A 13,148-nucleotide genomic window follows, 5' to 3' on the forward strand; every position below is an offset into this window, starting at 1 on the left:
TCATCGTTGTAATCTCGAGCAAAAGGACTTTTCCCAATTATGAGTTGGGGACGCATTTTTCCAGGGGTCCCTGTAACAAATGATTGGCTTTGTTCGTATTTGTTCAAAAGCAAAGTCAGCAAATCCTTGCCAAATTTCTGCTTAAAGCTTATTTCGTCTGCTTCCATTCGCAAGTCTTACCTCCTGCTACCGATTTAAAACAAGGTGCCTTGCCTTCCGTGGCGTTCACTTTCAAACGGAGGAATCTCTGTACTTTCAGCTAACTTTGACGAGGATGAGTCCGTATCGGGAATTTTATCTTGAGTTAGGTCAACCGACTTTTCGATTGTTTCATTATTGTGAAATGCAGGACTCGTCTCCGCTTCATCTGGGACCCAGCGGTCAATCATATCAACAAAGCACTGGTAGTCATGCTTGCTGACGAACAGCGTAGTCGTCACTTCGGGTGCCATATGCTGCATTTTCTCGTCCGGAACAGCAGCGACCAATTGCAATCCCATTTGCTTAATTAGCCGCAAACTGGATTGAATACGCTGTTCGTCCATTTTGTTGAATGCTTCATCGAAGACAACTAAACGTGAGCTTTTGTTTGAATACAAATGATGAAACGAAGCCAGAATGGCAATATAGAAGGGAGTCTGTGTCTCGCCGCCGGATTTCTCTTTAAGCACTTGCGAGAACCGGTAGCGCCCCCCACTGCTCGAAGAAACCATGATGTCAAAGTCAAGGTATTGCCGGTAATCGGCATACTCTTCCATCTGCCCGGCCTCTCCACGCACCAGCATTTCGAACAATTCATGTAGCACTGCTGTCCGATCATTTTCCGGCAAGTCGAACAGAGAGCCTTTCTCCATCAAAAGTGGGTCCATCACTGCCTCATAAAATTTCTTGTACCGTTCGCTCGGCGAAACCTCGAAGTGATACTTGTCGTCAGAAAAGGGGAAGTTCCGCAGTGCAAAGTTCAATTGTTGGAATTCACGCCGCGCCATCTCAATTGCTTCCCGAAGTTTAAATACGAAGTGGGACTTGAACTCCTCCTCGGACTCTGCAAGCGCCTCTGCAACCTTTTGCTGATATTGTGGAATGTTAAGATGCTCGATTGTATCGAGCAGACGGTCATAGGCATCATTCTCGGAATCGTTCGCATCACCGCTGAAAGCATGATCAACATTGTACTTTTGCCTGAGTTTGGCTACATCATTGAATTGGTCATCACGCTTGGTCTGTAATCCCTTGGAGCTACGTTCCCAGTTTTGCAACTTTTGCCACGTACTGACTGTCGTTGATCGCTCCGCTTCCTCATAACGCTGCTTGGCTCGCTGCTCACTCTCAGCACCATACTCACCCACCCATTGCTCAAGCATAACTTCAGTATCTCGTACTTTATTCTGTTGAACGAGCAAAGCTCCCGCAAGCTGCTTACACTCGGCTTCAACCGTGCCTTTATCCTGCAAGAGACCTCCCCATTTTTCCGTCCATTGCTTCTCCGCCTCGCGCCAATGCTCGTACTCAGCCTTAAGGCGTTCGGCTTCCGCTAGATTGAGTCCTTCCCATTCTAGTTGCACTTGTTCCTGACGACACCTGCAAGCTTCCAGCTCTCGCGGCAATGCGAGGTGAGATGATAAGCCGTTATACACAGCATCCTTGTCCCGGAATCGGTCCATCCACTTACGGAAGCCAGCCGCCAACTCCCTTAGCCTTGTAATTGTTTCCCTAACCTCCTGAAGCTCCAACTTGCGAATCTCCAATTGGTGTGCGATTGCCTTTGTTCCAATATAAGGGATTTCATAGTACTTCTTCGGGATTTGTCTGGCCACAAGATTATTGTATACCATACAACTACGCGTAACGGCTGTACGATGCCGTCGCAACTCCTGCTCGTCCTTGGCTTTCATCACCCTGCCTAGCAGGTGCTCAGCACGAGCCCGAACGACAGGATGCTCAGCAATAAGCTCATGGGCCAGCGAACCAGGCTCCGCCGTGCCTAGATATTTCCTTTCTTTGTCAGTATCGACAAGACCCACGCCTTCGAGCTTTCGCGTCCATTTCTCTCGCTCATAGATGCCGAGAGCCTCCGCGAAGCATTCCGGTTCCACCAATAGATCAAATCGTTGCGTATTCAGATAACCTTCCAGTGCATCCCGCCAGCCTTCGTCAACAAGCTCCGCTTCCTCACAAAAAATCCAGACCGCAGAACGTCCCCTTAACCGTTCCTCCAACAATGCCTTCAACTGTCTGACCGGCTCCGCATAGCTGCGCCGCTTCTGCTCTAGATCACGGATAATGCTCTCCAGTTCGGTCGCCTGCTCCCCCGCCGCCTTCAGTGTTTCCAGTAAGCGAGCTTCGCCAATCAACAGCCGGTCATACCAACCAGACCGGGCTTCACCAATTGCAGCTAGCCTCGCTGCCCATGTTTCTTCATCCAATTCTTCTGCGTTGCCTTTGTCTACAATCGCCAGCAATCCCGCAAGATGCTCCGTATATTGTCCAATCTGCTCCCGCTCTCCTGTTTCCCACGACCAATATTCTCCGTCCGTCCAGGTGGAGAAGTTCTCCAGCAATTGTCTCTCCCGATCAAGCCTGGTGCAGTAAATGGACAATATTTTCTCCAGTTCCTGCTTGCGTCTTTCAGCTGCATGATTCTGCCAGCGCTGGTAAGCGAGCTGCGACTGTTCACGCGCCTCATTCAACTTACACTCTGCCAATCCAGCACTTTCCTGTAGGTAAGCCAACTTTTCCTCCGCTTGATGCTTCAAACGCTCCTGTTGCTCGAGATTCTCTGTTTCATACAACAATTTTAATTTTCGAATAACATAGTCCTGCTCTTTAATTGTTTCTTTGAGCCGGGCATACTCCTGATAGCCATCTCGAATGCCCTGCAACTGCAATTTTCGCTTCTGCAGCAGTTCAAGCTCCTGCCTGTAGCGCTCATGAATCTCGAAATTCTGCTTCATCAAATCCAACTGCAACTCACGCTTGTCCAGGATGTAGTCGTAAACGAACGCCCGGATATTGCGAATCGGCTTAAACGACAGTGCTTTGGTGAATATATGGAAAAATCGATCCTGCAGTTGACCCAATCTTGCCAACAATGCCTTCTGATAGTTAGACTTGTTACGCTCAAATAGAGCCCGCCTCCTTGAACCCTGCCTCACACCAAGCTGCAGATCTCCTTCTCCAAGACCAGTCCCAACACCGGCTCCATATCGTCGTTTAAACGCTTCCCGATTCAGCAACTGGCCTTGCGGATTAACAAAGTCAAGCTGATCCAACTTGCATGCAGCCAATATAAAATACTCTTCCTCATACGAACGGTCGCGGTACACGTCGATAGCTGCACCGATAACAAACGATTCCATCTTGTCCTCGTCACGAAACTCGGCAATAATGTAGGTCGTAAAATCCCCGTCCCGAACGTACGAGCGTTCATCGCTGCCAATCTTGCCCATTAGGTAATTCTCAAAACTGCGCTTCGCCTCATCGTGAGCTGCAGCGTTGAAGCGAATAAGCCGCTGATCAACTACAAACAGCACCTGAAGGGCGTCGATAATCGTCGATTTACCGGCGGCATTTTGTCCTGTAATTAATGTCTGTCGGCCAAATTCCATAGTTACATCCTTGAAGTAGTGCCAGTTAATCAACCGGACCCGTGTCATCCATTTCATCCAGCAATCCTCCTTCCTCTACGGCATCGTAGCGTTCCATTCTTTCCGTAAGTTGAGCGATCTCGTCAGCCTGAATAACATACATCCAGGTATGGTAAAGTTTGAACCGGGCATCGTCCGCTCGATGATCCTCATCCATCGCTTCGAGCAACTGAAACTGTGCACACAACCGAATAAGCTTGTCCAGCGCTGTCCGTCCCACCCATTCAATCCGAAACGTCGCAAACTTACTACGAATTTCATGCAACGTCACCATCGGATAATCAGCTAACGACAAGCCTTGTCGCTTCTCCTCATACAGAAGTCGCAGCACAAGTAGCCAAAGGGTCTGTTCCCTATCCAGACGCCTGCGAAGCCGTCCATCCGGAAGGTGGAGAAAAACACATTCATGTCGCTCATCAACTGTTAGTTCCCAGCCGAGAAATTGAAAGTAGGCTTCAAGTGCCTGACTATGACGCCGTATGATGGCATAAGCTTCACGCTCCTTGTCTCTAACCAGCAGATTGACCTCGAATAACCGATTCAATACATGACGAACCTTGGCTTGCTCAGATTCAGTCAATTCGTCAAATATCATCTTTTCGAGCCCCCTTTCTTCTTGACAATTGTATGGTTATCGAATCGATATCCGCCAATCGTTAGAATATTGCGGCCATCACTTCGCCGAATCAGGAAGTTCGAGCCCCCGTCTGATCCATACAAATAAATATAGCCCAGCATTATAAACTGCTCCGCATTCTCGGGTGCGAGTTCCGCCATCTCCATCTCTGTCCGTTCACCGAAACGATTCGTAACGTAATCATCAACCTTCTTTCGGGTAATCGCCTTGCGCATTCGTTCGAGGTTTTTGGTTCGCAATTCCTCCAGTAGATGATCAGGCATCTCCACAGCTACATGCACATCAGGTTGATGAGGAGCCCGCTTGCGCCGCGGCGGCAATAAGGATTGTTCAGAAAGAGCGCGGGTCTGGCGCAGCGCAAACAACGACTCCGTACCATCCATTGATAAGTCTTTGCTCAGCCGTTCAATTAAACGTGCAAGCTGCTGATCCATGCCTTCATTCTGCTGACTCAAATAGCGAGCGCGATCATAAGAGGAACGCAAGTATTGATTGTGCCGCACATCAATTTGGTAAAACAACTCATCCAGCCCGTTGAACGTTTCATCAATGAAAAAGAGTGCCTGCTTCACAGCCTGCCCAGCCTCGTCTACTGAAGTGTACAATCCGCTCTTCACCCCGTCGAGTGCAGCTTCTTCCAATTGCTGCCGATCTAGCAGCCATTGCTGTACCGTATTTAGAATTTGCATTCGATAACGAGCAACATGATCGGATGTCTTCAGCCGATGATAACTCTTATCAATAATTTGGGTTTTATAATGGTCAAAATGATGATCCAGCACATCCTGTATTGACGTCTTCTGAACAACCTGTTCCATCAAGTGCTTCATATTGTTGTAAAGCGCCACAAGCTCCTGTCGAAACTGTCCACTTACTTCAGTCGCACTCATAACGGCCGAACAAGGCTGCAGCCGGGCTCCTTCTCCGGTCAGCGATTGGTAGACCAAAAATGCAAATCGCTGGTACTCAACCGTCCTCGCATCGCACAGCTCTTTTAACACTCCAATCAGCCGACTGGCATAGTGGGGCAATACAATGAACCGCTCGAATTGAGCTCGCGTCTCCACATCGATCCACTTTCGCTCTTCCAGTCGCCGCAACATTGTATTCGCTTGAGCCCTCGTCAGGTCTTCCATGTTAATCTGTCTCAAATCGTCAACGCGCTCGCTCTCCTCGTCTTCCGTATCCAATACAGCAATATCCTCACCCAATTCGCGCCGGGTATCCAGCATTTCCTGCAGCAAATCCCGCATGACGTTAAAACGAATGCCGAAGCGCTCTGTCTGTGCCTGATCGTACAGCAGCAACAGAGCCTCAGCATAGATTTGCTTATTAGAGCCCACAAGCAGCGTAAACAGTCGATCCGGAATAATGTCGAACAATTTCATACTCGTCACACATTCCCTCGTTAGTATAGAATTCCTTGCGCCGATAGGCTTGTTAATATCCTGCCTTATGCCATCTCCAGTCATCGACGCATTTTTATAAATTTCGACAGTAATGGCATCATATCCTTTAATCTATTGTGGCCTCAGGATAGAGGTTACGTATAATCAAATCCTCAAAAACAACTACCCAGCACACTACTATGTAGTATGATAAAGGTGAAACTAATGATATTAAAACCGGAAGAAAAACGCCCTGCTAAAGGAGGTGAAACGTATGGCAAAGTATTCGGATGAAGAGATCAGAGGCATGTCCAAAATCACCATTAAAATTGCAGCAGATTACCTGGGTATATCCCCAAACATGTTGACACTCGGTATGAGAAATGACTTGTTGCCAATTGGTTTTGCAATTCGTAATGAAGATCGATATAGGGAGAGTTGGTCTTATACCATCGTACCGGAACGGCTTATTGCCTATAATCACGGCAAGATCAATGCGATTCAGGTGGAGAATATTGAAAAAAACTTGAATACGATCATTAATCAATTCGAAGAAATGAAACGGGACCTGGTTTTTCTATTAAGCGAAAACGAGGGATTGGAGGGATCAAACAATTCGACGCACTCCTTGCACCGCAGGTAAATTACACACTGCAGGGTAAACACACTGCAATTGACTTTCATGATGATAAAGAAGCAGTTCAACAAGTCGCACAAGAAGAGCAACCAACTAGAATTGAACCTGCAGTTGTTCCCATCATTGAAGTAAGCTCGTCAAGTGAAGGAGAGGTGGGAAGCGCTTTGCCCGAGTATTCGAATATTGAAATGACTCGAAAGCAATTATACGATGAAATCTGGGAAATATCGGTCGCCGGAGTGGCCAAAAAATACAACCTCCCTTATGCCCACCTTATGAAACAGATTAAAGACGCGGGCATTCCGATTCCTCCGTCTGGATACTGGACGAAGCTCAATTTTAACAAACCTGTAACCAAGCTTGAATTACCGGAGCCGGCAGAAGAAATCATTTTGTTATCCAACTCCCACCCTTCTACTCGTAAAAAGAAGAGGCAAAACTTAACGAATGAAAGCTCTGGTGGAGCAGAGTTGGAAGCAGGCATCGCAGAAGCATCACCAGCATTCGAAGCTCCTACATTACCAATGGAGGAACAGGCTCCATTCCCTTCTACAACAATGCGGGATAATGCCAGCGAGGTCGCTCAAACCATTGACCTACCAGAAACGTATGAGCAATCCGGACAAACCTTCAATATTTATGACAGAGAGCTTCTATACAATGAAATATGGTTGGCTCCCGTAACCGACATAGCTAAAAGATATGCTGTCTCGGATGTCGCAATCCGGAAAGTGTGCCAGTCGTTGGATATCCCCACGCCTCCAGTTGGGTATTGGGCCAAGCTTCGAGCAGGCAAGCCAGTAACCCGTACTCCGTTACCTATAACCAACAAACCTACTAAAAAATCAGGTGTAAGAACCGGAACGGATTACACTCCACCACTTGAGAAAGAGACAGTCAGCTTTTTGAATGAAGAGGATAGAAGTGTCGTTCTCTCTATTGCAACGCAAATCAGGCTGCCCGATGAGAACGCCAAAATGCATCCGACAATTGTAGCCCACCGAAAAGCAGTCATTGATTGGAAGAGAAAACATAGGGAGCAAGAAACCAGAGGTTATAATAGAAGAGTCATGGATACTCCTCTCTTTCTTGCCGACACGGTTTCTGAAGAAGCATTGCCCAGGGTGTTGCATATCTTTGATGCGCTAATCAAAGCCATGGAGCCGCTCGAATGCTCGCTAACCAGCGATCTACAGTTTGTTGTTAACGGAGAAAACGTCTCTGTCTCGGTGACAGAAGCAAAGGACGAAATCAAGCATATTCCTACGAAAGATGAAAACGTACAGCTACTAAAGTATGAAGAAGACAAGCGCCGCCATTCATGGGCGTCAAAACCAAAAATCAAAAAGTATGACTATGTTTACAATGGCCGAATAACCGTTTCGGTTAATAACTCAAAAAGCTTCCGAGATTGTAAATCATACGTCATTGAAGATCGTATTGGTGATCTCATGATTTCGTTGTACGAGGCTTCTGATATACTCAGGCAAGAGCGCGAGGCTCGGGAAGAAGCCGAACGTAAGCGTCAGGAAGAGGAACGTCGAAGAGAGGAACGCCGTCAACGTGTAAATGAAGAGGTTGACCAAACACTGATACTGGGAAATTTATCGGAGGACTACGATATCGCCTGCAAAATAAGACGCTACATTACGGCAGTTGAGGCATCTGAAAACCTTGATTCAAAGACAACGGATTGGATAGCATGGGCAAAAGCCAAGGCAGACTGGTATGACCCAACGATTGCCCGGGAAGACGAATTTTTCGGGAAACGCGATCACCAAAGGAACGCTGACCAAAAGAAGCTGGAGCGTAGATGGTGGTAATGAACGGGAAAAGCAAGTGCCTGCGTGTTCTTCAGGCCTGCTTGCTTTTCCAAGAGAAAGGTACAATTTCACCTCCTCTGAGCAACATCCCTTTTTCAATCCAATAACTTCTCCTTAAGGAACTAAAAGATTACTTGGATGAGCAGGAGGCACTACTTAACTCCTCTGATCCGGTTCTTTTAGAACAACATATGAACAAGGCTATTGAACTACAACGTTTTTTCGATAACATGACTTGGGAGGATGATCTTTAATATCCCAATATAAGTTTAGCCCCCCTGCTAATTTCAATGCATGGTGGGGCTGAATTTTGATCAATGTATTATTCATCTAAGACTTTCATTTGTCTTTAAACACAACTAACTATTCAATTCCCAATGCTTTGAAAACCGCATCCTCTGGGCTAACATAGAATGAAGTCTGGAACTTTGCAAATAAATCTGACGGCACAGTTGCTATGTCAACGGCACTAGACATTGGAAGCAATATTTTCTTAGCCCCGGCATCGAAACAGACCTGCAATGTGTTGGCAAGTTCCTCCACTTTACTGATCGTTCCCCCTATGCTCATATTACCAAGTATACACATTTGTGTTTGTATTGGCTTTCGCAGAGAAGCGCTGCACAGTCCTATAAAAGCACACAATGCAATCTCAGCAGGAGTCCCTACTCCTTGACAATCAACCAAATGCATAAGTGAATTATTGGTATCAATATTAATGGAGCCACTAATTAGTTTCTTATTAGCCTTGAAATAATTCTGAGCAGTTTTTACATTTTCTCTAGCCTCACGATCATATCCAATACCCGTTACTTCAAATCTTCCGGTTCCACCAACAACTTCTGTCTCCATTTTATAGACACCTAACATTCCAGTATCTCCATGAGCTACAGTAAAAACATGCCCCGGCTTACTTTGACCTTCCGGTATTAACTTGCCAGATCCCTGCTCAGGCACTGCTACAAAATGCTCTTCAAAAGTAGAGTTGTCTAGATAAGAAAAGTGAACATCATAAAACTCCATACCACCAATTTTTTTAAGTTGCTCCTTCACTCTACGCCGCCCTTCAAGCGCATATTCAAGCACTTCAGATACGTCCTCTTTGCTATATTCTCCGTGTGGATACAACAATTTAATCAATCCAGAAACAGTCTTACGGACTGCAATGACATCACGCTGGTTGAGGTCATGGCCTAACCTGAAGTACTTTTCAATCGCATCTCCAAAGCTTCGCTTGCGCATTTCCCTAAAAAATTCTGCTAAGTAATCTGTTATAAATCCATATTCATTAGTAAAGTACTCAGGCCGCATTTTGGGTATTTCCCAGCCAGGCAAATAATAATGCATTCGATCAAAAAAGGCTGTATCATACGCCATTGCATCCGGGAAAGGTTCGAATAGATGAGATGTTTTCAGTAGGACATCCACACTCTGGTTAATGTTACCTACAAAGACCATTGAAGCATTAGCATTTTTTTCTTCCTTTCCTCGTGCAAATGATCCCGATGCCATATAATCTTTCATGATCTGGATACCATCTTTATCTTTGAAAGTAATTCCGGAGACTTCATCGAATGCAACACAGTCCCACATTCCAACAAGCCCGATGGATCTGCTAGCCATGTTATAAAATAAGTTTGCTACCGTAGTTTGTCCGCCAGAGATCAGGATGGAATTAGGTGAAATTTCTTTGTAAACATGCGATTTCCCTGTTCCGCGAGGTCCAAGCTCACAAAGATTATAGTTATTCTCTACTAATGGAACGATTCGCAAAAGTAGATGCCATTTTGTTTTGTATTCAAACTGTGTTGGCTCCATACCAACACTTCGTAGTAGAGAATCCATCCACTGCTCCTTAGTAAATTGCTTTCTGCCCTCAAAAAACTCCTGCATATCCATGTGCGCCATCTGAATTGGAGTCAGCTCCTCAATCTCAAACGGGCTGACTCTATTTTTCTTATTCCCCTTTGGTGCATCTGAATCAAACTCATCATAGCGTTCATCAAGCCGATTGTAGTTCATTCGCAAAATACACCAGATACCACCGGCCAGTAACTTTTCATACTGCTTAATATAAGTGTCAGCTACAACAACGTTCTTTAGCCCAAGATTGGAAAAAACCGCTCGATACGTATCACTGTCGGGATCAAGCTTAGCCTCTATTTTGTCGATAATGGTATAACTACCTAATTCACGAACTTTAGACTTAATCTTCTCCGCCTCGTCCGGACGTACGAAGTTATCCGACAAAATACCTTTTACACGCTGAATACCTTGTTCAATTGCCTCTTCATCATCCGTGGCGCAATACATGCCGAGTAAATATTCAAGGACATATACAGGTACATTTGCTCCCTCTTTAATTTTTTTGGTGAGATCCTTGCGAACAACTTTCCCTGCAAAAGACTCTTTTAATAAATTGTTCAGTTGCTCTTCCATAACAACAACTGCCTTTCCAAAATAAAATCTCACAGCATCCTACTCAGTCAAAATCCAAAATCATTAGCAAAAGCAATGTCAATCACAACATCATGACGAAATACTTCCGAATCATTTTTTTCATCCAATGCTACCAAGTAGTATCTTTTATTACGGTGATATTTCTGATTTTTAAAATCAAAGCGCAAACGAAACATTCTTTTCTGCGGATCATTATCTTTTCGATCAGCCAAGTAGTTGCATTCATTCGAAATACGTTCATTCTGCTCCGAAACAAAAAACAGCTTATAGCTCGTTTCCTTAACTACACTACTAACGGGTTCAGTCTGGATAAAATCTAATGAAGTAATGAGATTCGTAATTTTATGAACCATGCTAACCAAGGCAATTGAAGCAGGTTGTGTCTCCACATGCCCCCGTTCAGTTTTCACATGAATGACAGGTAGGAGTAGTTCTTGCGGTGAGCATCCCCCATGCACATAATTCTGTCCACCACCCGCAACCTTGAAAACATTCGTACTGACAGGAAACGAAACATACCGATTGTCATCATTTCCTAGCATTCTTCCAAGAATGTCCGAAGATACACCGTCTTCCTGAATTGCATCCCGAGTTACAATGAAGCGACGATTAACATAAGCTCCTTTTCCGCTTACTCCACTAATTTTGTCATACTCCATTAGCTTATCACGTTTATACAAGAAACCGTGGTCTGCTGTCACTACAAAATGATACGTATTAGCATTTACAGACAGACGCTTAATCAGAGTATAAATTTCTTCAATTGCTTCTTCACACGCATTAAAAACTTCATTCTCGGTGTTCAACTTATCTCCTCGTGCATCTATTTGGTTATGATAAACATATACAACATCCATTCCTGTAAACAGTTCACGTAGTTCAGGTTTCTTTAATTGCTTGACATCATCAAATTGTACACAACGACTATTAGGGACCGATTTTTGTAAAATCTCTTCCCTCTGTTTAAGATTATCTGAAGGTAAACCATCCACAAGAACTTTCCCTTCATCCGTCATTTCTAGTTTCTTATGTGGAAGTAATGAGGCCATACCTAATCGTGTGAAGGAAGGTAAGATACCCATCATTGTTTCTATTTTGGTCTCACAGTTAGGGTCTCTTTCAAGTTTTTGAAACAATTGCTGTCCTACCTCATATCTCAAAGCATCTGAAACAATGACAACAACCTTCCTCTTACTACTTTCAACATAACGGCCGTAAAAGTGTCTTTGCAGTGGCAAATTGCTCATTGCTGCATCGCTTGCAAAAGATGATGTCCACATAGGCATTTGCTTTGCCAAATACTCATTTGTATAGATATTCTCAATTAAATCACGCAATTTTTCATAGCCAGAAGTGTCAGTCAACTGGTCATACAAGAAATAAAAGTGCCTATAGTGAGCATCAATTTGATAATCTTTTTGTTGATATTGAGCAATCAATGATTTCAAATCATCTGAACAAGCATAATTAGCTGCAACAATCACTTCATAAGCACTAGCTAACATACTATACTGTACTTTAAATCGTGTACCAAAATGCTTTTTGCCACGCTCCAGGCAAATCTTTGGTATGTCCCATTCCCGAAGTTTTGCTCCTGTATCCTCATCCAGCAATCGTTCCATTATCCAATTCAACAAAAGTTGATCAATCTCGGCGAATGAATCGCAGTCAAGTAGGGTTTCATAATCAAGTTTCGAGATAGCACCGGAAACATTCAGCATAACAGATGCCGCGGCAGATAATTCATCGTAACGCTCATGGTAGAGAAAACTATTCATAAAATGATCCATAAATACGATCACATTGCCTTGTCTCAAAGAAACAAAACTCCGCCATGCTTGTGGTAGTTCCTGTTTCAAATAACGTTCCGTATACGTAACGAACAAAGTAGCTGTAAGTTTTTCTAATGTAGGTGCTTCATCTGAATAGCCATACTCTCTCTCACAATGCTGCCAAAATGTCGTGGTCAAATCGAACTTCTCAAACTCATTTAGAAAACGATTATTCTCTAATTTATCCTCTGTCATAACCACTCGTAAAACTTCATCAAATGTAACAGTTCGTGCCTTACATAAGACACTCAGAAGAGCAACTTCAATTGTTTCCTTTGTGAACTGCTCTATCTCAAGACTATAGAATTTGCGTTCTCTTTCCTTAGAAGCAAAGAACTTGATATACCTCTGAATAATTGGCTTGTACTGTTCATCAATCCCCAAATCCACTGTTAACAGTGAGGCACGGTCTGCATAGAAGCGTTTCGAATAACGCAGCATATCCTCCAAGTGATTATCGCGTATAGCCGGTTTTGGGAAAGGAGCATAGAGCAAGTAGCTAGTCTCTGTATCTTCCCGCTCCAAAAATATCTTTGTGCGAAACTGGTTATCTGGCTCAAGTACATACACTTGAGCTCGATCCAGTTTCAAACTTGTGATATCTTCAACAAACTCAGCATGCTCGTCATACCAAAAGACTAATTTGCGAGTTTCCCCGGTAAATTCTGCATTGAGTTTATCGACGATTTGTTTCAAATTCAACTCGGGCATCCTGCTGTCCCTT

The 13,148-nt window shown here is 44.4% G+C and carries 7 protein-coding genes; 2 read left to right on the forward strand and 5 right to left on the reverse strand.

The window, feature by feature from the left end:
• Window positions 1-194 precede the first annotated feature (194 nt).
• Genes M3650_RS26740 through M3650_RS26750 form a run of 3 tightly spaced genes read right to left on the reverse strand, consistent with a single transcriptional unit; the run spans window position 195 to window position 5,672 of the window.
• Entirely contained in the window at window positions 195-3,665 is a 3,471-nt protein-coding gene (locus M3650_RS26740; protein WP_251579158.1) for an ATP-binding protein, read from the reverse strand.
• Entirely contained in the window at window positions 3,634-4,242 is a 609-nt protein-coding gene (locus M3650_RS26745; RefSeq protein WP_251579160.1) for a DUF4194 domain-containing protein, read from the reverse strand. The genes M3650_RS26740 and M3650_RS26745 overlap by 32 nt, the downstream gene beginning before the upstream one ends.
• Window positions 4,239-5,672 (reverse strand): Wadjet anti-phage system protein JetA family protein, encoded by a 1,434-nt coding sequence (locus M3650_RS26750; protein WP_251579267.1) that lies wholly within the window; start codon window positions 5,670-5,672, stop codon window positions 4,239-4,241. The genes M3650_RS26745 and M3650_RS26750 overlap by 4 nt, the downstream gene beginning before the upstream one ends.
• 274 nt (window positions 5,673-5,946) lie before the next feature.
• Between M3650_RS26750 and M3650_RS26755 the strand changes: the two genes are divergently transcribed.
• Together M3650_RS26755 and M3650_RS26760 are read left to right on the forward strand one after the other, a co-directional pair.
• Window positions 5,947-6,315 carry a hypothetical protein gene (locus M3650_RS26755; RefSeq protein ID WP_142546877.1) on the forward strand — a complete coding sequence of 123 codons (369 nt, stop codon included), beginning with the start codon at window positions 5,947-5,949 and terminating at the stop codon, window positions 6,313-6,315.
• A 158-nt stretch (window positions 6,316-6,473) separates the two neighbouring features.
• Entirely contained in the window at window positions 6,474-8,132 is a 1,659-nt protein-coding gene (locus tag M3650_RS26760) for a hypothetical protein (RefSeq protein ID WP_251579162.1), read from the forward strand.
• A gap of 363 nt (window positions 8,133-8,495) precedes the next feature.
• Here the strand turns inward: M3650_RS26760 and brxL are convergent, their stop codons facing one another.
• Both brxL and pglZ read right to left on the reverse strand, forming a co-directional pair.
• A complete protein-coding gene (gene brxL, locus M3650_RS26765; protein ID WP_251579165.1) occupies window positions 8,496-10,571 on the reverse strand; it encodes a protease Lon-related BREX system protein BrxL in 2,076 nt (691 codons plus the stop codon).
• A gap of 47 nt (window positions 10,572-10,618) precedes the next feature.
• A complete protein-coding gene (gene pglZ, locus M3650_RS26770; RefSeq protein ID WP_251579167.1) occupies window positions 10,619-13,135 on the reverse strand; it encodes a BREX-1 system phosphatase PglZ type A in 2,517 nt (838 codons plus the stop codon).
• Between the last annotated feature and the right edge of the window lie 13 nt (window positions 13,136-13,148).

It is taken from the genome of Paenibacillus sp. MER TA 81-3, from assembly GCF_023713585.1.
Lineage (GTDB): Bacteria > Bacillota > Bacilli > Paenibacillales > Paenibacillaceae > Paenibacillus_B > Paenibacillus_B profundus.